This is a genomic window from Embleya scabrispora DSM 41855 (genome assembly GCF_000372745.1).
Classification (GTDB): Bacteria; Actinomycetota; Actinomycetes; order Streptomycetales; family Streptomycetaceae; genus Embleya; species Embleya scabrispora.
The window spans coordinates 13,311-33,504 of sequence record NZ_KB889618.1 but is presented as its reverse complement, the minus strand read 5'-3'; the positions used below and the strand labels follow the sequence as shown (position 1 = coordinate 33,504).

The window sequence follows — 20,194 nt, the reverse complement described above, 5'->3', positions numbered from 1 at the left end:
CCCCCGTTCCGCCACCGCACGTCGCGCGCCGGGACCCTACGCCGGGACCGGCGCGCTCACGTGTGCCGTCCGACCAACAGGGCGCCCAGGGCGGTGCGTTCGTGCCGGACCGACCGACCGGTCCGGGTGGTGGTGATCAGCCCCGCGCCACGCAGCGCGGCGGTGTGCGCGGAGATCGTGGCGTTGCCGACCCGGAGCCGGCGGGCGAGGCCGCCGGTGGTGTGCCCGGCGGCGAGCAGGTGCAGGATGTCGAGCCGGGTCCGACCGATCACCGCGGCCAGTGCGTCCTCGGTGCCGCCGGGCCCGGCGAGCGTGAGCGGCAGGCCCGGCCCCGCCGGGTAGGTGACGGTCACGGGCCGTTCCGGCAGGTTCGACACCAGCGGGTGCGCACTCCAGTGGAAGGTGGGCAGGAGCAGCAGGCCGCGCCCGCGCAGTTCGATGTCCGCGTCGATCGCACCGGCGAACTCCCAGACCCCGTCGTGCAGTCGGCTGCCCGGAACCAGTTCGGCGAGGGTCGTGCCGAGCCCGTGTTCGGCCATGGTCAGCGCATGTCGGGTGAATTCCGTGTGATGCAGGTCCTGCACCAGGGACCACACCGGACCCAGGACCGTTTCGAAGGCCGCGTGCTGGGCGCGGCGTACCACCTGCCAGGCGTCCGCGTCGCCGCGGTGCAGGTCGCGGATCCAGCGCGGCGCGGGATGCCCGGCGTACACCCGTTCGATCTCGGTGCGCACCATCTCCGGGCGGGTGGCGCGGACCGTGTCCAGGCCCTCGGTCAGCGAATCGTCGAAGACGTCGATGAACATGGGCGGCCGCCCGCCGGGGACGAGGTCCCCGAGCGGTTCGACGGCCGCCGGCAGGGTCCGGAGCAGCCCTTGCCGCCAGCGGCCGAAGAGCAGCGCGTCGTCCGGGCGGACCATCCGCATCAGCGCCGCGTTGAGTTCCTGGAGCGGGGCCGGTCGGGGGGCGAACCGGATCCGGGCGAAGTCGGCGGCGGTGAAGTGGATCCGGATCACTACTCTCCCTGCCGGCCCGGCGCCATCCTTTCGGCCCGAGCCTCAACCTTCGCGTGTCGTCCCCGTCGGATGCCAGCCTTCGGGACATGCCCCCGGCATTCACCCAGGAGGCATCGAACGCCACAAGGGCGCGGGTCACAGAGGTCTCGCGGCCGGTTCGCCCGCCACGACACGAGGAGTATCCATGGTTCGCGAAGAAGCCGACGGGCCCGCCGGGATCGACCGGCGGCGGGTCATCGCCTCGGCCGTGCCGGCGGCGGCACTGCTCCTCGCGGGCGGCATCGCCCGCGCCCGCCCCGCGTCCGCCCGCCCCGTGCCCGCCCGATCCGACGAGCCCGGGCCGGCGACCGACGGCATGCTGCGGCTCACGCCGCCGACCGGCCCGTATGCGGTCGGAACCACCACGTTGTACCTGGTCGACCGCTCCCGACCGGACCCGTGGGAGCCGATCCCGGTGCGGGAGGTGATGGTCACGGTGTTCTACCCGGCCCGCACCGTGCGCGGCTGCCCGGTCGCACCGCAACTGAGCGCCGGAGCCGGGCAGGCGTTCGTGACGGCCGCTCCGCTGACCCACCCGCAACTGCCCGCGGCGGGGGTGGACTGGGCGGCCACGGCCACCCATGCGTACACGAACGCGCCCGCGCGGACCGAGCGGCGCCCGGTGCTGCTGTACAGCCCCGGCGGCGGCGACCCGCGCGGCATGGGTACCGGCGTCGCCGAGGAATTGGCGAGCCGCGGCTACGTGGTGGTGAGCATCGACCACTCGGGCGACGGCGCCGTGGTCGAGTTCCCGGTCGACACGCAGGGTCGCGACGACCGGGTCCGCTGGACCGTCTTGCGCTTCGACCCGCGCACCGATCCCGGGATGTTCCGCACCATGATCGACACCCGGATCGCGGACACCCGGTTCGTGCTCGACCGGTTGACGGTCCTGGCCGGCGGTGGGAACCCGGATCCGACCGGCGCGCCGCTGCCCGACGGCCTGCACCGGGCGCTGGATCTGCGGCGGGTGGGCGTCTACGGTCACTCCGCGGGCGGCACGACCGCGGCCGAGACGATGTACGAGGATCGCCGGATCGCCGCCGCGATCAACCTCGAAGGCTATCTGGACCACCCGTCGCCCGGGCCCGGCCGGGACGGCGAGTTGTACGCGATCGCCCGCGACGGCACCGATCGGCCGCTGCTCCTGCTGGGCACCGACGGCTTCACCGACCGGCGGAACCTGGACCGCTCGTGGTCCGCGCTGCGCGCCCATTCCCGCCGGCCCGTCCCCCTGCGCCGCGTCGAGCCCGCCGCACACCACGTGTTCACCGACCACGCCGTCTTCGCACCCCGGCTCCAGGCCGCCGGCCTGATGTCCGCCGCCGACCGGATCGCCCTGATCGGCCCGATCGACCCGGCCGTATCGGTGCCCACGGTGCGCCGGTACATCCACGCGTTCTTCGCCCGGCACCTGCCCACACACTGAGCGGCCGGGCCGGCTCGGTGGCGACGCCCGCGCGTGGGCACCGGGGAATCCCTCGGCGCCCACGCGCGTGGCCGGCATCGACGCGGGTCAGGCGGGCTCGGGTGCGGGGTCGCCCTCCTCGACCCAGTCCATCGTGCGCGCCACCGCCTTGCGCCAGTTGCGGTAGCCCAGGTCACGGGTGGCGTCGTCCATCCGCGCGGTCCACTCGGCGGCGCGGTGCCAGTTCGCCCGCAGCGAGTCCAGGTCGGGCCAGTAGCCGACCGCGAGTCCGGCCGCGTACGCCGCGCCCAGTGCGGTGGTCTCGGCCACGAACGGGCGGGCCACCGGGGCGTCCAACACGTCGGCGATGGTCTGCATGAGCAGGTTGTTGGCGGTCATCCCGCCGTCCACCTTGAGTGTGGCGAGCTTGACGCCGGAGTCGCGCTCCATCGCGTCCACCACCTCGCGGGTCTGCCACGCGGTGGCCTCCAGGACGGCCCGCGCGATGTGCCCCTTGTTCACGTACGCGGTCAGGCCCGCGATCACACCACGTGCGTCCGAGCGCCAGTAGGGCGCGAACAGTCCGGAGAAGGCCGGCACGAAGTAGGCGCCGCCGTTGTCCTCGACGGTCAGCGCGAGGGTCTCGATCTCGGCCGCGGTGCTGATCAGTCCCATCTGGTCGCGCATCCACTGCACCAGCGACCCGGTCACCGCGATCGAGCCTTCCAGCGCGTAGACCGGCGCGTCCTTGCCGAGCCGGTAGCCGACCGTGCTGAGCAGGCCGTGGTGCGACTGCACGATCCGCGATCCGGTGTTGATCAGCAGGAAGCTGCCGGTGCCGTAGGTGCTCTTGGCCTCGCCTTCCTCGAAGCACGTCTGCCCGAACAGCGCGGCCTGCTGGTCACCCAGCGCGGAGGCGACCGGGACGCCCTCCAGGATGCCGCGGGCGGTGCCGTACACCTCGGAGGAGGAGCGGATCTCGGCCAGCACCGAACGCGGCACGTCCATCGCGCGCAGGATCCGGTCGTCCCAGTCCAGCGTCTCCAGGTTCATCAGCATCGTGCGCGAGGCGTTGGTGACGTCGGTGACGTGCACGCCGCCGTCCGGGCCGCCGGTGAGGTTCCACACCACCCACGACTCCATCGTGCCGAACAGGATGTCGCCCCGGTCGGCCCGCTCGCGCAACCCCTCGACGTTGTCGAGCAGCCAGCGGATCTTGGGTCCGGCGAAGTAGCTGGCGAGCGGCAGCCCGGTCTCCACCCGGAAGCGGTCCTGGCCGACGTTGCCGCCCAGTTCTCGGCACAGCGCGTCGGTGCGGGTGTCCTGCCACACGATCGCGTTGTGCACCGGCACCCCGGTGTGGCGGTCCCACAGCACGGTGGTCTCGCGCTGGTTGGTGATGCCCAGCGCGCGGATCTGCTCACGACGGATGCCCGCCTGGGCGAGCGCGCCGGCGACCACCGCCTGCACCACGCTCCAGATCTCGGCGGCGTCGTGCTCGACCCACCCCGGGCGCGGGAAGATCTGCCGGTGCTCACGCTGGTCGACGGCGACGATGCGCCCGTCCGCGCCGAAGATGATGCAGCGGCTGGACGTGGTGCCCTGGTCGATCGCGGCGATGTAGGTGTCGGACATGGCTCCTCTTCCGAAGGATCCGAGGGAAAGGTCGGGGTCGTCGGGTGCGGGCGCGGACTTCAGAACGCGAGCCGGTACAGCCCGCCGGCCGCCAGCCCGCCCAGGGTGGGACCGACCACGGGGACCCACGCGTAGGCCCAGTCCGAGCCGCCCTTCTTGGGGATGGGCAGCAGCGAGTGTGCCAGGCGCGGCCCGAGGTCGCGGACCGGGTTGATGGCGTAGCCGGTCGGACCGCCCAGCGACAGGCCGATGCCCACCACCAAAAGCGCGGTCATCAGGATGCCGGTGCCGGACAGGGCGAGCCCGTCGGTCAGGCCCTGGGTGAGGATCACGATGACCAGCACGGTGGTGGCGATCGTCTCGGTGATCACGTTCTGCACCGGATTGCGGATCTCCGGCGAGGTGGCGAACACCCCGAGCACCGGTTCACCGTGCTCCTTGAACTGACCCAGGTAGGTGGCCCAGGCCAGCACGGCGCCGATCACCGCGCCGGTGAACTGCCCGGCGAGGTAGACGGGCACCTTGTCCCATTCTCCCGTCTTGACGGCTATGCCGAACGTGACGGCGGGATTGAGATGTGCGCCGGACAGCGACACGCTCGCGTATGCCCCGGCCAGGACCGCGAAGCCCCAGCCGAAGGTGATCGCCAGCCAGCCCGCGTTCTGCGCCTTGGACCGGTTCAGTGTGACCGCCGCACACACGCCGACGCCCAGGAGCAGCAGGATGGCCGTACCCAGGGTCTCGCCGATGAAGATCTTGTCGCTCGTCACAACAACACGGCCCCTTCTTGACTGCACGGGTGGGACGGCGCCGGGATTCGGCGCCGGACGGACGCATGGCGCGCCGGGACCGACGCGCCGTGCGGGAATGCGGGAATCCGCCGCATCGGGGCGGCGCGGGGGAGACCGCCGCTGCGGTGCCGTGGAGTGCGCACGCCGGGCGGATCCGATCGCACGCGGATCGAAACCGTTGGGCCGGTCCATTCGATCCGGCGGATGATTCTGACTGGCATTCGACATTGACGACCGCTGTCCGGCAGTGTTCTCTGCGGGTTGCGCCGCCGTCAAGAGTCCGTGAACATCTCGTTTCCCGACCCTTCCCGCGAGCGCCGGGCCCGGCGGGCGGGCCGTGGACCCGATCGGCATGGGTACGACCGCTGTTCTACATTGCCAACCCGATCTTCATTGCCAACCTGATCTTCGATGGAGGAGTTGGTATGCCCGGTCCCATCCAGTCGCTCGAACGCGCAGCGGCGATCCTGCGGCTGCTCGCCGGCGGCGAGCGGCGCTTCGGCCTGAGCGAGGTGGCCACCACCCTGGGTCTGGCGAAGGGCACCGCGCACGGCATCCTGCGCACGCTCCACCAGGAGGGGTTCGTCGAACAGGACGCCAAGAGCGGCAAGTACCAGCTCGGCGCCGAGTTGCTCCGGCTGAGCAGTTCCTACCTCGACGTGCACGAGTTGCGCGCCCGGGCGCTGGTCTGGGCGGACGACCTGGCCCGCGCGAGCGGCGAGAGCGTGCGCATCGGGGTTCTGCACAAGGGTGGCGTACTGGTCATCCACCACGTCTTCCGGCCGGACGACAGCCGTCAGGTGCTGGAGATCGGCGCGATGTTGCCGCTGCACTCCACCGCGTGGGGCAAGGTGCTGCTCGCGGTGGACCCGGCCGCGCGCGCCGAGTTGAACGAGAGCGACCCGGTCGCCTTCACCGCCCGCACGCTGACCGACCCGGCCGCGATGGACGCGGAGAGTGTGACGGTGCGCGAACGCGGCTGGGCGTGCGACATCGAGGAGTCGGTCCTGGGTCTGGCGGGCATCGCCGCGCCGATCCGCGACCGGCGCGGCACGCCGCTGGGTGCGGTGGGCATCAGCGGCGCGGTGGAGCGGATCGTCGCCGACGGCGCGCCGCGCGCCACGCTGGTGGCCTCGGTCCGCGACGCGGCGCGCGCCATCTCGCGCGACCTGGGTGCGACTTTCCCGTACTGAGGCCCCGATATAGCCTCATCTCGGACACCCGCCCCGGAGTCCGGTGCCGGGTGCGGACCGGTTTGCGGCACAACCGGACCCCCACTCGGACCGGCGGCACTTGACCGTTGCCCGACCGACAATGAAAACTGTCGTTCGTCGTTCGACAATGCCGACCGCGTAGATTCGGATCGGGACGCCGTCCCACCGCTTCGCTACCGGCCCAGTGGAAAGAAGACGCGTGATGAGCACCGCCACGGATCCGACCGTTCCCGTTCGTGCCCACAGCCGTGCCGAACTTTCGCGCGGCACCCACGACCTGCTCGTCATCGGCGGCGGCATCCTCGGCACGGCGGTGGCCTGGACCGCGGCCCAGACCGGACTGCGGGTGGCCATGGTCGACGCCGGCGACTTCGCCGGCGCCACCTCGTCCGCGTCGTCCAAGCTCGTGCACGGCGGCCTGCGCTACCTCCAGACCGGCAATCTCAAGCTGGTCGCGGAGAATCACCGCGAACGCCGCACGCTGGCCCGCGACGTGGCCCCGCACCTGGTCCGGCCGCTGTCCTTCCTGGTCCCGGTCTACAAGGACGGCCCGCACGGCTCGGCCAAGCTCGGCGCCGGCGTGTTCCTGTACTCGGCCCTGTCCGCCTTCGGCGACGGCATGGGCAAGGTGATCGGCCCCGAGCACGCGCTCGAACTCGTCCCGGCCCTGCGCCAGGAGGGCCTGCGCCGCGCCGCCGTGTACGGCGACCACCAGATGAACGACAGCCGGGTGGCGGTGACCACCGTACGCGCGGCGGTCGAGGCCGGCGCGGTGGTGCTCAACCACGCCGAGGTGGTCGGCCTGCGCAAGGACGCCGGCGGCCGGGTCACCGGCGCCGAACTGCGCGACCGGCTCGACGGCGCCGAGTTCGGCGTCAACGCGCGCGTCGTGCTGAACGCGACCGGCCCGTGGGTGGACCACCTGCGCCGGATGGAGGACCCGACGGCCGAGCCGAGCATCCGGCTGTCCAAGGGCGTGCACCTGGTGCTGCGCCAACAGCAGCCGTGGCGGGCCGCGTTGACCATCCCGATCGACAAGTACCGGGTGTCCTTCGCGATTCCGTGGGAGGAGCACCTGCTGCTCGGCACCACCGACGAGGCGTACGAGGGCGACCCCGGCAAGGTCTCGCCCACCGAGGCCGACATCGCGCAGATCCTGGACGAGGCGGGCAGCGCGGTCGACCCGGCGCAACTGCGCCGCGAGGACATCACCTACGCGTTCGCCGGCCTGCGCGTCCTGCCCGGCGGCGCGGGCGCCACGAGCGAGGCCAAGCGGGAGACCGTGGTCACCGAGGGGCGCGGCGGCATGTTGTCGGTGGCGGGCGGCAAGTGGACCACCTACCGGCACATCGGCCGCACCGTGCTGGACAAGCTGGCCAAGGCCGGCGTCGTGGCCCTGGAGGAGGACATGGCGACGCCCCTCCGTCGGGTGGCGCTGCCGGGCTCGGCGAACCCCGAGGCAGTGGCGCACCGACTGCTCGGCGAGGCCACCGCCGAGGACGGCGTGGATCCGGTGGTGGCCCGCCACCTCGCTTCGCACTACGGCAACCTCGCCTACGACCTGGCCGCGCTGGTGCGCACCGACCGTGAACTCGGCGAGCGCATCCACCCGGACGGTCCGGACATCTGGGCCCAGGTCGCCTACGCGCGCGACCACGAGTGGGCGATGACGGTGGACGACGTGCTGCGGCGCCGGACCACGGTGACCATTCGCGGGCTGGACACCCCCGAGGTGCGTTCCCGGGTGGAGAGCCTGCTGGCCGCCGGGCCGAACTGACGCACGGGTCGCCCGACCGCCCCCGGACCGGCGCCGCGACCGGCGGCCCGGGGCGGATTCGGGGGCGGTTCTCGGGGGGGCCGTCCGGCCGGCGACGCCTGGTCGGTACGTTCTGAACTCGTCCGGCGAACTCGTCCGGCGATTTCCGTTATCCGCGCCGACCCGAGTGCTCTCCCGAGTGGCGGATGGACGGGAGCGGGCCCGTCACGCCGGTCGAGGAAAGTGGATGTACGTGGACAACGAGCACAACACCGCTCTGGTCGTCGCGGCCCAGGGCGGTGATCTGCGTGCCCGCGACCGGCTCGTGGCCGCCTGGTTGCCGCTGGTGTACAACATCGTCGGCCGGGCGCTGAACGGGCACGCGGACGTCGACGACGTGGTGCAGGAGACCATGCTCTGCGCGGTGTCCGGCCTCGACGGCCTGCGCGATCCGGAGCGCTTTCGGTCCTGGCTGGTGGCCATCGCGATCAATCAGGTGCGTCGCCGGCACGCCCGCCGCGCGACCACCACACCGCTCGACGAGATCGCCGAATACCCGGACCCGACCGCCGACTTCGCCGACCTGACCATCCTGCGGCTGGGCCTGTCCGGACAGCGCCGCGATGTCGCCGAGGCGACCCGCTGGCTGGACCCGGACACCCGCGAACTGCTCGCCCTGTGGTGGCTGGAGGCCGGCGGCACCCTGACCCGAGCCGAACTCGCCGCCGCCCTGGACCTGCCCGCGACGCACGTGGCGGTCCGGGTCCAGCGCATGAAGGAGCAGTTGGAGGCGGCCCGCGTGGTGGTCCGCGCGCTCGCCGCCGACCCCCGCTGCGCGCAGGCGACCACACTGCTCGCGACCTGGGACGGGCGGCCGACCCCGCTGTGGCGCAAGCGCATCTCCCGCCACGCCCGCGCATGCGGCGCGTGCGGCGCCCACCGGTACGGCCTGGCGCCGGTCGAGGGCCTGCTCGCGGGCCTGGCCCTGCTGCCACCCACCGCCGTCCTGCTGCACCTGCTCGCCCGGGGTCCATGGTCGGCGAGCGGAGCCACGACTGTGCTCGCCGACCCGAGCGCGGTCGCCCATGCGGGTCCGATGGGCGGGCCGGATCCGACGAGTGGACCGGGCTCGATGAGCGGCCCGGGCCCGTTGGGCGAAGCAAGCTCGATGAGCGGCCCGGGCCCGGCGATGGACCCTGGCCCGGGCGGCGCGCCGGGGCCGCCCGACGACCCCGGCCCGGCCGGCGTCACCGATTCGGCCGCCGCGCCGCCCACAGCCGACTCGGCCCCGTCCGGCCATGCCGCGCCGCGTCCGGCCCGCCGGCCCCGTCGGCTCGCGACCGGCGCCGCCGCGATCGGCCTGGTCGTCCTCGCCGCGGTCGTCATCGTCGTCCGCCCCCACCACGATCCACCGACCCGAAGCACGCCCGCCGCGAAGCCGCCGGTCGCGGACGCCGCCTCGGCGCCCTCCGTATCGCCCGCCACCGAGCCGCCACCGGCCACCGCGCCATCCACCGCCCCGCCGCCCTCGACGGAGCCCGCGGCCACCCGCTCGACCGCCTCCGCCGACCCCCGGCCCCGGCTCGAACGCGCGGTCGTGGACCTGGTCAACGCCGCCCGGGCCGAGCACGGGTGCGCCCCGGTCCGGGTCGACGACCGGCTGCGCAGCGCCGCTCGCAAACACTCCGACGACATGCTCGCCCGGCGGTTCTACGACCACCTGAACCCGGATGGGGTACGCGCCGACGGCCGCATCACCGCAGCCGGCTACCGGTGGCGACAGTGGGGCGAGAACCTCGATCGGGGTCGGTCGGACGCCTCGCACGTGGTCGCGCAGTGGCTGGCCAGTCCGATCCATCGGGACAACATCCTCGATTGCGGCTACACCGACATCGGCGTCGGCGCCACGGTCGGCCCGGGCGGAACGACCTGGTGGACCCAGGTGTTCGCGACGCCGGCGTAACGCGCGCGGGCCCGCGCACTCGGTCCGCGTGCCCGGCCCACGTCCCCGGCCCGAACACTCGACCGCGGCCCGCCCGATCGGCCGGCCCGACTCCGACGAGATCCCGCGCCGTTTTCCGTTATCCACCCGCGCCCCACGGCTCTCCCAGGTGTCCCCGGCGCTCGTGCCGGTCGACGAGCCGTACCTTTCGAGGAGTTGCGCATCGTGCAGTACCGACACCACCGGCAGATCCGACACCACCGGGCCGTGTCCACCACCCTGGCCGCCGCACTGGCCGCGTTCGTGCTGGCCGGCTGCGGCTCGCCCGCCGAGCGGCACGACGGCGCGGCCCGCCCGGCGGCCCCGACCGACACCGCGCCGGCCACCGCGTCGGCGGCGGCGAGCACGTCGGCGGCACCGACTTCGGCCGCACCCGGGCAGCCGTCCGGCACCGGTACGAGCCCGAGCACCGGCACGGCGCCCGCGACGCACAAGCCGACCCCGGCCGCCGGCGCGAACGGCACCGGCACGGACGGCAGGCCCTCGGCGACGAAGAGCGCCCGCCCCACCACCGCGTCGGCGGCGGACGGGCCGCCCGGGGCCAATCCCACCGTGCGTGGCAATCGGCCCGCGTCCCAGTCGATCGCCGACGCCGAGGCGATGTCCCTGGAACTGCTCAACGCCGAACGCGCGAAGGTCGGCCTGCGGCCGCTCCGGGCGAGCACCGACCTGGGCGACTTCGCCCGCTCGTGGGCCGAGCACATGCGGCGCACCGGCTTCGCCCACTCCGGCGCCGAGGTCGACGTCCTGGTCACCGGCGCCCGCACCGGTGTGTCCGAGAACATCGTGTGGTGGGGCGACCCGGCGATGACGGCCCGGCAGGCGGCCGAGAAGTTCCAGGACATGTGGCGACACAGCCCCGGCCACTACCGCAACCAGACCGACCCGACCCACACCGAGGCGGGCATCGGCATCTACCGCGACGAAACCGGCTGGTGGGGCGTCCACGAGTTCGCCAACGGCTGAGCCCGGCTGCCCGCCGATCCGATCGCGCTCCGGCGGCCCGGTCACCGACGGCGACCCGAACGAACACGGGTCGCGGCATCGGGACCGGGCCGCCCGGCCACCCGACACCCGCACCGGCGACGGCACCCGAAGGCGCCCCGCCGCACCGCCCGCAGCGGCCCGGAGGCCGAGCGCAGGGCCCTGAGACAGACCCCGAACCCGGGCGCAAAGCGCACTAAACTGTGACCATGGCCTCGCGCCGTCCGGTCCGGGGCCGTGCCCCTCGGGGACGAGAGCCCAGTCCGGGAGGACATCATGCGCAAGGTCGCCGATTGCCGGGACATGCCCAGTGAATCCGGGTGCACCCTCACCATCGCCGGGTCCGAGGACGAGGTCGTCGCGGCCGCCACCCAGCACGCCGTGGCGGTGCACGGGCACACCGACTCGCCCGAATTCCGCGAAGAGATCCGCAAGTACCTGAAGGACGAGGAGCCCGGTCGCTAGGGCTGTTCACATACACATCCAGGTTTCATCGGTAAGTCGCTCACCACACCCGCCCGACGCCGGACCGCGCCCACACACGGCGATCCATCTGCGGGCGCCGCTCGGCTCCTCCGCGCGGTTTACCTTTCCCCGGCGCGGCCACAGTCCCCCCATGGCCCGACGACCCACGCCCGCTCCGCCCACCCCCGACCCGGTGGCCGCACTGGACCGGATCGCGTTCCTGCTCGAACGCGACCAGGCACCCACGTACCGGGTCAAGGCGTTCCGCACCGCGTCCGCCGTGGTGGCCGGGCTGGCCCCCGAGGACCTGCGCCGCCGGATCGAGCAGCGCACGCTCGGCGAACTCAAGGGGGTCGGCCCCAAGACGGCGGACGTCGTCGAGCAGGCGTACGCCGGCCGGGTGCCGGGCTATCTCGCCGATCTGGAAGCCCGCCCGTCACCCGTGCCCACCGACGGCGCGGCGCTGCTCGACGCCCAGCGCGGCGATTGCCACATGCATTCCGACTGGTCCGACGGAGGCAGTCCGATCGACGCGATGGCGCGCACCGCGCGGGACCTGGGGCACGAATGGGTCGTCCTCACCGACCACTCGCCGCGGTTGACCGTGGCCCGCGGCCTGACCGCCGAGCGGCTCCGCGCGCAGTTGGACGTGGTGGCCGAACTCGCGGCCGAATTGGCCCCGTTCCGGCTGTTGACCGGCATCGAGTGCGACATCCTCGACGACGGCTCGCTGGACCAGGACCCGGACCTCTTGGCCCGCCTGGACGTCGTGGTCGCCTCGGTGCACTCCAAGTTGCGGATGGAGGAGCCGGCGATGACCCGCCGACTGCTGGCCGCCGTGGGCAACCCGCGTGTGAACGTACTGGGCCACTGCACCGGTCGATTGATCAACGGCAAGCCGCGCCCGGAGTCCGCGTTCGACGCCGACGCGGTGTTCGCCGCATGTGCCGAGTCGAACACCGCCGTGGAGATCAACTGCCGCCCCGAGCGCCGGGATCCGCCGTCCCGGCTGCTGCGCAGGGCGCTGGCCGCCGGCGTGTACTTCTCGATCGACACCGACGCGCACGCGCCCGGCCAACTCGATTGGCAGGGCTACGGCTGCGCCCGGGCCGAGGAATGCGAGGTGCCGGCGGACCGGGTGATCACCACGTGGCCGGTCGACCGACTGCTCGCCTGGAGTGGTATGTCCCGTTGACGGCGCTCAGGCCGAGTCCGACGCGTCGCGCGCCGCCTCGGCGGTCGCGGCCCGGCGCCGCCCGATCACCGCGGCGGCCGCGGCGGCGCTGCTGGTGAACGCCAGGCCGACCACCCACGGGCGGTCCAGCGCATGGCAGGTCACGTGGTCCACCGAGAACCGCCCGGGCCCCGCGAGGCCGAGCCCGGCCGCGACGAAGCCGAGGAACGCCGGGTATTCGAAGCCGCCCGACTGCGCGAAGAAGCCGGCCGGCGCGTGCACCGCGACCGCGCCCGCCATCGCGCCGGCCGCCGCCGCGCCCGCAGCGGGCGTGGCCAGGCCGAGCGCGAGCAGCACGCCGCCGCCCGCCTCGCCGAGGCCGGCGGCGATCGCGCTCTGCCGGCCGGGTCGGAAGCCCATGTGCTCCATCGCCGAACCGGTGCCGGCCAGGCCGTGTCCGCCGAACCAGCCGAACAACTTCTGCGCACCGTGCGCGAACAGCACGCCTCCCGTGCCGACCCGCATGGCGAGCAGGCCAACGTCCTTGCGTACGGACAATCGGGCGCGCGGGGACAGCGGGTTGCGGATCGTCACGGGGATGTGAAACGCCACGGGGGCGCGGAGCGGCAGATACATAAGAAGCTCTTTCCGTTGCTGTTCCGGCTTGGATTCCGTTGCTGTTCCGGTTGCTGTTACTGCTTCCGTTTCCGTTCAGTGCTCGCGGGCGCGGCTGGGTTGGACCCGAGGTGGTTCGCCGGGCATCTTGGGGTGGTCCGGCGGGTACGGCATGTCACCCACGCCGTGGTCGCGGGCCTGCCGCTCGGCCAACTCCAGCGCCGGGCGCAGGTCGAAGGCATGCTCCGGCATGTCCGCGTGCACGTCGCCCACCCGGGCGTAGCGTTCGGGCATGCTGGCGAGGTCGAAATCGTCGGGGTGCGCGTCGTCGACCTCGTCCCAGGTCAGCGGCGCCGAGACGGTGGCGCGGGCGGTGGGGCGCGGCGAGTAGGCGGCGGCGATGGTGCGGTCGCGGGCCATCTGGTTGTAGTCGACGAAGATGCGTTCGCCGCGCTCCTCCTTCCACCAGGCGGTGGTCACCCGGTCGGGCATCCGCGCCTCCAGTTCGCGGGCCAGTGCGATCACCGCGCGCCGCACGTCGGTGAACTCCCACTCGGGCCGGACCGGCACGTACAGGTGCAGGCCGCGTCCGCCGGAGGTCTTGGGCCACGCGGTCAGTCCGTAGCCGGCCAGCACCTCGCGCATCGCGTGTGCGGCACGGACCGCGTCGGCGAAGTCGGTGCCCGGCTGCGGATCGAGGTCGATGCGCAGTTCGTCGGGGTGCTCGGTGGCCGCGCGCCGGACCGGCCAGGGGTGGAAGGTCAGGCAGCCGAGGTTGCCCGCCCACACCAGGGCGGCCACACTGTCCGGGGCCATCTCGTCGGCGTGCCGCCCGCTCGGGAAGGTGATCCGGGCGGTGGGAATCCAGTCCGGCAGGGACTTGGGCACCCGCTTCTGAAAGAACGATTCGCCGCCCACGCCGTCCGGGAAGCGCTGCAGAGTGGTGGGTCGATCCCGCAGGCCGCGCAACAGACCGTCGCCGACCGAGATCAGGTAGCGGACCACGTCACCCTTGGTGAAGCCGCGTGCGGGGTAGTAGACCTTGTCGACGTTGCTCACCCGGACGGACCTGCCGTCGACCTCGAATTCCTCGGCAGCGCTCATTCCTCAGGGTAGGCAGATTCGAGCGATTTCGTCCCGATGGCGTGCGGCCGTTCGGCCGCTGCGGAGGCGACCGGTGCGGTGCCCGCGCACACTGAGGCGCATGCGCCTTCCCGTGATGCCCCCGGTCAAGCCGATGCTCGCCAAGGCGGCCGCGCGGATTCCCGCCGGCATGCACTACGAGGCCAAATGGGACGGGTTCCGGGCCATCGTCTTCCGGGACGGCGACGAGGTGTTGATCGGCAGCCGCAACACCAAGCCGCTGGATCGTTACTTTCCGGATGTGGTGGACGCGGTGTTGCGGCTGCTCCCGCCGCGCTGCGTATTGGACGGCGAACTGGTCATCGCGCGCGACGGCCGGCTCGACTTCGACCGGCTCCAGGACCGGATCCACCCGGCGGCCTCGCGGGTGCGGCACCTGGCCGAGACCACCCCGGCGTCCCTCGTCGTATTCGACCTGCTGGCGCTGGGCGACGAGTCGTATCCGGCCCGTCCGCTGACCGAGCGCCGAGCCGCGCTGGAGCGGGCGCTGGCCGAGGTGCCGGCGCCGATCCACCTGGCGCCGGCCACCACCGATCAGGCGACGGCACAGGATTGGTTCGACCGGTTCGAGGGCGCGGGTCTGGACGGCATCGTGGCCAAGGACCCGGCCGGGCCGTATCTGCCGGACGAGCGGGCGATGGTCAAGGTCAAGCACGAACGCACCGCGGATTGTGTGGTGGCGGGCTACCGCGAGCACAAGTCGGGCCCGGTGGTGGGCTCGCTGCTGCTGGGTCTGTACGACGACCGGGGTCGGCTGCAACACGTGGGCGTCAGCGCGGCGTTCACCGCGGCACGGCGGGCCGAACTGATCGAGGAGTTGGCGCCCTACCGGATGGCGGATCCGACCGGGCACCCGTGGGCGCACTGGGCCGAGGCCGAGGCGCACGAGGCCGATCGGCTGCCCGGTGCGGTGACCCGCTGGTCGGGCGGCCGGCTCTCGGACTGGGTGCCGCTGCGGCCCGAGTCGGTCTGCGAGGTGGCCTACGACCACGTCCAGGGCGACCGGTTCCGGCACACGACCCGGTTCCGCCGGTGGCGTACCGACAAGGACCCGGCCGAGTGCACGTACGAACAACTCGCCGAACCGGCCCGCTACGACCTGGCCGACGTGCTCGGCACCCGCTGAACCGCGCACACCGCCCGCCGTCATCGCCGGAACCGGCGACGACGGCGGGCGGTGTGCTCAGCTCCGGGCCAGGTCCACGAACAGCGCGCTGGACCAGCCGAATCCGGTCGTCGCGCGCCCGGCCCGGCCGCCGGTGAGCGGGTTCCAGTACTCGTACAACCCGCCGCCCTCGGCCACCATCCGTACCGTGCGTTCGGTCAACTCCGCGGCCACGTCCGGGTATCCGGATCGGCGCAGGCCCTCGATCAGCAGGTAGTTGACGTTGAGCCAGACCGGCCCGCGCCACATCGCCTCGGGGTCGAAGGTCGGATCGTCGAACGCCACGGTCGGCACCGGGCGTTCGCCCCAAAAGCTCGGCGAGCGCAGGTCCTCGACCAGTCGGTCGGCGATCTCGCGCGGCAGTCGGCCGGTGAGCAGCGGCAGCAGTTCCAGCGGTGTGCGGACCGGGACCGCACGGCCCGCCGAGACGGTGGTGAACCGTTTGCCGTCCCACCGCCGGGACACCAGGAGTTCGGTGTGCGCGGCGGCCCGTTCCCGCCACGTCGCGGCGTCCTGGTCCCGGCCCAGGGCCTGTGCGATGTCGCCCAGCACGTCGAACTGGAGCGCCAGATAAGCGTTCAGGTCCGGCGGCTCGGCGCGCGGGCCGTAGTCCCACACCGGGCTGTCGTCCAGCCCGCTGGAGTACGGGTGCAGGTATTCGGCCAGGCCGTCGCCGTCCGGGTCGGAGTGGGTCAGCCACCACTCCTGGGAGCGGGCGATCGGCTCGTAGACCTCGGCCAGGAAGGCGAGGTCGGGAGCCGCCCGATGGATCTTCCAGACCGCCCACGCGGTCAGCGGCGGCTTGGTCACCGGTACCACGTCGCCCGCCGCGGCGGACTGTGCCGCTTCGTCGCCCAGCGCCTGGCCGACGTGCTCGGCCAGCCGGGCCCGGTCCGAGCGCGGCAGGTCGGTCGTCTCCGCCAACACGCCCTCGTCGTGCACGACGTCGGGGATCAACCCGTCGGCGCGCTGGTGTGCGAGCAGGATCCGGATCTGGTCCCGGGCCAGTTCGGGATCACCGTGCCGCAGTGCGATGGCGTGGAAGTAGGAGTCCCAGTTCCACACGCCGACGTAGCCGAACCGGGACGGGACCAGGCCCTCCCGGCCGCCCGCGAAGCCGATCGGCAGCAGGTTCACCCCGAGCGTCCACCACGCCATCGCGGCCCGTTCGTACAGGTCCGCGCGGACCGCCGGCATCCGGTCGAACCAGGCGCTCCAGCGCGCGCGAGCCGCGGCCAGGACGGCCGGCCCGTCCGCCGGGGCGGCCTCGCCGACCAGTACCCGGCAGCCCTCGATCGCGGCCTCGTGCTCGGTGCCGTCCGCGGCCGTCCACCGGGCCCGGGCGCCGGTGCCGGTCAGCACCAGGGTGTCCGAGTCGGCGAAGGCCAGGTGTACGCCGCCCGCGAAGGAGATCCGGTCCGGGTGCGCGGCCCGGATCGGCAGCGGGTCGCCGCCGGCCGACTCGATCCGCAGCGCGGTGAGCACGCTCGTGTCGGTGAGCCGGGTCTCGTACTCGGACCGGGCGACCCACAGGTCGCCGTCCTGCCCTGCCAACACCAGAAGCCGTGAACCCCGGTCGGTGAACGGCCGTTCGCGTAGATCCAGCGCGACCGAGTCGATCGGGTCGCGGTCGTGCGCGGACATCTACCGCCCTCCCATGCCGGATGCCGCCATGCTGCTGATGATCTTCCGCTGCCCGATCACGAACGCGATCAGCATCGGCACCACGGAGATCGTCGAAGCGGCGAGGAGCATGCCGTAGTCCAGTCCGCCGTGCTGGCCCTTGAACGAGGCGAGCAGCATCGGAACGGTGAACTTGTCCTCGGAGTTGAGGAAGATCAACGGGTAGATGAAGCTGTTCCAGCTGCTCAGGAACACGATGATGCCCAGCGCGGCCATGCCGGGCTTGATGTTGGGCAGCACGATCCGGGTGAAGATCGTCCAGCGGTTCGCGCCGTCCAGCCGGGCGGCCTCCTCCAGCTCGATCGGCACCGCCCGGATGAACTGGCGCATCATGAACACCGCGAACGGGTTGGCGATGGCGGGCAGGATCAGCGCCAGGTGGGTGTCGATCCAGCCGAGCTTCGACAACATCACGTACAGCGGCACCAGAGTGACCTGGGTGGGCACCATCTGGGTGAGCAGGAAGACCACGAACAGCGAGCGGGAGAAGGGGAATTCGATCCGGGTGAAGGCGTAGGCCGCCATCGATGCGGTGAGCAGGGTGACCACGACCGTGATCACCGCGATGTAAAAGCTGTTCCAGTAGGCACGGCCGAAGGGCATCGCGTCGAAGGCGTCGGGGAAGTTGTCCGTGCGCCAGGGGTCCGGCAGCCAGGCCAGCGGATCCTGGATCATCTGCCCCTCGCTCTTGAACGCGGTGAGCAGCATCCACACGAACGGGAACATCATCAGCAGCCCGCCCACGATGAGCAGGGTGTGCAGTGCGACGGTGCCGAAACGGCGGCGGATGGCAGTGACCATCACGACCCTCCTCTCTTACGACTCGTAGTGGACGAAGCGCTTCTGCATGCCGAATTGGGCGACGGTCACCACGATCGTCATCAGCGTCAGGAGCAGGGCGGCGGCGCTGCTGGCGCCGAATTCGAACTTCTTGAAGCCCAGGTCGTAGACCTGGTAGACGATCGTGCGGGCACCCTCGTTGTGATCCGGGTCGACCAGCACGTAGATCTGGTCGAATGCCTGGAACGAGCTGATCACCGCGACCACGAAGGAGAAGAAGATGGTCGGGGACAGCAGCGGCAGCGTGACGTGCCGAAAGACGCGGACCGGCCCCGCGCCGTCGATCCGGGCCACCTCGGTCAGGTGCGCCGGGATGGACTGGAGGCCGGCCAGGAAGATCACCACGTTCAGGCCCAGTGAGGACCAGATGGTCACCGCGGCGATCGCGACCATCACCCAGTCCGGATCGTTGAGCCAGTCCGGCAGGGTGATGCCGAACCAGTCGTGCACGGTGTTGTTGAGCATCCCCAGGTCACCACTGGCCAGCAACATCTGCCAGATCACCGCGACGGCCACCGAGCTGGTCACCACCGGCAGGAAGTAGATCACCCGATAGATGGTCTTGCCGCGCACGTTGTTCAGCGCCATCGCGATCAGCAGGGCGAGCGCCAGACCCACCGGCACCGTGATCAGGCCCAGGGTCAGCGTGTTCAGCACCGCGTCGCGGAAGGTGGGATCGGAGAGCTGGGTCTGGAAGTTGTCGAAGCCGACCCAGGACTTTTCCCCCAGGCCGTCCCACTTCATGAAGGCCAGTACGACCGCGAAGCCCAGCGGTCCCAGCGTGAAGGCCAGCAGGACGAGCAGTTGCGGCCCGAGGAAGAGGGCGGCCCACCACCGTTCCCGGCGCCGCCGGCCCCGAAGGGACCGGCGGCGTTCGGGCGTTTCGGTGGCCGGGCGCCGTGCGTCGGTGGTGCGGCTGAGCGTGGACGTGGTCACGGCGGCCCCCGGTCAGCGCAGTTTGGCGGAGACGAGCGAGCCGAGGTCGTTCATCGCCTGGTCGAAGCCGACCTTGCCGGTCCACAACTTCATCAGCAGATCGTTGATGCTCGCCGTCAGCTCCGGGACGCCGGCCTCCTCCGGGTAGTTGGCGAAGCCACCGTCACGGGCGTCGACGAAGGTCTGCGCGTGCGCGGGGTAGCCCTCCATCACCACGCTGTCCGCGCCCTTGACCGAGGGCACCGCGTTGCCGCCGCCCTTCAGGCGCACGGTCTGGCCGTCCTTGGAGACGAACTCGGACAGGAACGTCCAGGCCGCCTGTGCGTTCTTGGCGTTCTTGTTCAGCGCCAGGAAGGAGGTGGCCACCGTCTGCGGCATCAGCTGGCCGGTCTGGGACGGGAACGGCACGATGTCGTAGTTGTCCTGCTGTCCCTTCTTGACGGTGTCGATCATCCAGCGACCGCCCGCGGAGAAGCCGGCCTTGTGCTTGATGAACTGCACGTCCGAGCCATTGCCCTCGGGCAGGTTGTCGGCGACCAGGAAGGTCCCGTTCTGGTAGCCGTCCGCCAAGGTCTTCAATGCCTCGCGCGACTTGGCGTCGGTGTTGCCGACGAACTTGCCGCCGTCGTAGACCTTGCCGCCGAAGCCGTTGATCATGCTGTAGGTCGAGCCGTACCAGTTGTAGAAGATCGAGCCGGCCTTGTCCGCCGCCTTGAGCTTGCGGTTCATCTCCAGGTAGGTGGCCATCGTCCACTTGCCCTGGGCGTTCAGCGCGGCCGGGTCCTCGGTGATGCCGGCGTCCTTGAGCGCCTGCTTGTCGTACCAGAGCACCTCGGGGTTGGCGTCGTTGGGTATGCCGTAGATCTGCCCGTCCTTCTTGGCGCCGCCGTACAGGCCGTCGAAGAAGTCCTCCGGCTTGGCCTTGCTGTCGGGGGCCGCCATCTTGTCGTTGAGCGGCGAGACCACTCCGGCGGAGACGAATTTGCCGATGAAGTCGTCACCGACGTAGAACACGTCGGGCGCGGTCTTGGAGGAGAGCTGGGTGAGCAGCTTGGAGTGGTAGTCGCTGTAGGAGGGCACCGCCTGGAGCTTCAGCTTGATGTCGGGGTGGCGCTTGCCGAAGTCCTTCTCGAAGTCCTTGAAGCGGGCGAGCTCTTCCGGGTTGCCCCAGGTCGACCAGGTGACGGTGGTCTTGCCGGAGCCGGAGCCGGAGCCGCTGCTCCCGCCGCAACCGGTGGTTGCGGCGATCGCGGCGCCGACGGCCAGCACGGCGACGGTCTTCGCTGCGCGGGAAAATGACACGATGTGCCTCCGGGGGGATCGGTGCG

At 71.9% G+C, this 20,194-nt stretch carries 17 protein-coding genes; 8 read left to right on the top strand and 9 right to left on the bottom strand.

Going from position 1 to position 20,194, the window contains the following annotated elements:
- Positions 1–56 precede the first annotated feature (56 nt).
- Complete coding sequence (locus A3IC_RS0112370; RefSeq protein WP_020550367.1) at positions 57–1,016, bottom strand: ArsR/SmtB family transcription factor; 960 nt, start codon at positions 1,014–1,016, stop codon at positions 57–59.
- 184 nt (positions 1,017–1,200) lie between these two features.
- Here A3IC_RS0112370 and A3IC_RS0112365 point away from each other — a divergent pair, with 184 nt between their 5' ends.
- The gene (locus tag A3IC_RS0112365) at positions 1,201–2,484 is read left to right on the top strand and encodes an alpha/beta hydrolase (protein WP_020550366.1); all 1,284 of its coding nucleotides are present in this window, start codon (positions 1,201–1,203) and stop codon (positions 2,482–2,484) included.
- 87 nt (positions 2,485–2,571) lie between these two features.
- Here the strand turns inward: A3IC_RS0112365 and glpK are convergent, their stop codons facing one another.
- Entirely contained in the window at positions 2,572–4,098 is a 1,527-nt protein-coding gene (gene glpK / locus A3IC_RS0112360; RefSeq protein ID WP_020550365.1) for a glycerol kinase GlpK, read from the bottom strand.
- Positions 4,099–4,157: 59 nt separating this feature from the next.
- Positions 4,158–4,868, bottom strand: a complete 711-nt coding sequence (locus tag A3IC_RS0112355; protein ID WP_020550364.1) for an MIP/aquaporin family protein — start codon at positions 4,866–4,868, stop codon at positions 4,158–4,160.
- 446 nt (positions 4,869–5,314) lie between these two features.
- Between A3IC_RS0112355 and A3IC_RS0112350 the strand changes: the two genes are divergently transcribed.
- The 6 genes from A3IC_RS0112350 (at position 5,315) to A3IC_RS0112325 (ending at position 12,505) form a co-directional block, all read left to right on the top strand.
- Positions 5,315–6,082 (top strand): IclR family transcriptional regulator, encoded by a 768-nt coding sequence (locus A3IC_RS0112350; protein WP_020550363.1) that lies wholly within the window; start codon positions 5,315–5,317, stop codon positions 6,080–6,082.
- Between the two features lie 223 nt (positions 6,083–6,305).
- The gene (locus A3IC_RS0112345; protein ID WP_020550362.1) at positions 6,306–7,880 is read left to right on the top strand and encodes a glycerol-3-phosphate dehydrogenase/oxidase; all 1,575 of its coding nucleotides are present in this window, start codon (positions 6,306–6,308) and stop codon (positions 7,878–7,880) included.
- A gap of 226 nt (positions 7,881–8,106) precedes the next feature.
- Positions 8,107–9,822 carry a sigma-70 family RNA polymerase sigma factor gene (locus A3IC_RS0112340; RefSeq protein ID WP_020550361.1) on the top strand — a complete coding sequence of 572 codons (1,716 nt, stop codon included), beginning with the start codon at positions 8,107–8,109 and terminating at the stop codon, positions 9,820–9,822.
- 204 nt (positions 9,823–10,026) lie between these two features.
- Entirely contained in the window at positions 10,027–10,827 is an 801-nt protein-coding gene (locus A3IC_RS0112335) for a CAP domain-containing protein (protein ID WP_158695930.1), read from the top strand.
- A gap of 294 nt (positions 10,828–11,121) precedes the next feature.
- Complete coding sequence (locus A3IC_RS0112330; RefSeq protein WP_020550359.1) at positions 11,122–11,310, top strand: DUF1059 domain-containing protein; 189 nt, start codon at positions 11,122–11,124, stop codon at positions 11,308–11,310.
- 151 nt (positions 11,311–11,461) lie between these two features.
- Positions 11,462–12,505, top strand: coding sequence for a PHP domain-containing protein (locus tag A3IC_RS0112325; RefSeq protein WP_052173428.1), 1,044 nt, complete (start codon positions 11,462–11,464; stop codon positions 12,503–12,505).
- Between the two features lie 6 nt (positions 12,506–12,511).
- On the opposite strand, the gene A3IC_RS0112320 is transcribed toward A3IC_RS0112325, so the two are convergent.
- Positions 12,512–13,009, bottom strand: coding sequence for a DoxX family membrane protein (locus tag A3IC_RS0112320; protein WP_052173447.1), 498 nt, complete (start codon positions 13,007–13,009; stop codon positions 12,512–12,514).
- Positions 13,010–13,195: 186 nt separating this feature from the next.
- A complete protein-coding gene (ligD, locus tag A3IC_RS0112315; protein WP_020550356.1) occupies positions 13,196–14,203 on the bottom strand; it encodes a non-homologous end-joining DNA ligase in 1,008 nt (335 codons plus the stop codon).
- 100 nt (positions 14,204–14,303) lie between these two features.
- On the opposite strand from ligD, the gene A3IC_RS0112310 reads away from it, so the two are divergent.
- Positions 14,304–15,368: an ATP-dependent DNA ligase gene (locus tag A3IC_RS0112310; protein WP_020550355.1), complete on the top strand. Its 1,065-nt coding sequence runs from the start codon at positions 14,304–14,306 to the stop codon at positions 15,366–15,368.
- 57 nt (positions 15,369–15,425) lie between these two features.
- Here A3IC_RS0112310 and A3IC_RS0112305 read toward each other — a convergent pair whose 3' ends face one another.
- The 4 genes from A3IC_RS0112305 to A3IC_RS0112290 are packed head-to-tail and all read right to left on the bottom strand — an operon-like array spanning position 15,426 to position 20,168.
- Positions 15,426–17,051, bottom strand: a complete 1,626-nt coding sequence (locus tag A3IC_RS0112305; protein WP_020550354.1) for an amylo-alpha-1,6-glucosidase — start codon at positions 17,049–17,051, stop codon at positions 15,426–15,428.
- The gene (locus A3IC_RS0112300) at positions 17,052–17,891 is read right to left on the bottom strand and encodes a carbohydrate ABC transporter permease (RefSeq protein ID WP_020550353.1); all 840 of its coding nucleotides are present in this window, start codon (positions 17,889–17,891) and stop codon (positions 17,052–17,054) included.
- Positions 17,892–17,906: 15 nt separating this feature from the next.
- The gene (locus tag A3IC_RS0112295) at positions 17,907–18,866 is read right to left on the bottom strand and encodes a carbohydrate ABC transporter permease (RefSeq protein WP_020550352.1); all 960 of its coding nucleotides are present in this window, start codon (positions 18,864–18,866) and stop codon (positions 17,907–17,909) included.
- 12 nt (positions 18,867–18,878) lie between these two features.
- Positions 18,879–20,168 carry an ABC transporter substrate-binding protein gene (locus tag A3IC_RS0112290; protein WP_026218172.1) on the bottom strand — a complete coding sequence of 430 codons (1,290 nt, stop codon included), beginning with the start codon at positions 20,166–20,168 and terminating at the stop codon, positions 18,879–18,881.
- Positions 20,169–20,194: the final 26 nt, after the last annotated feature.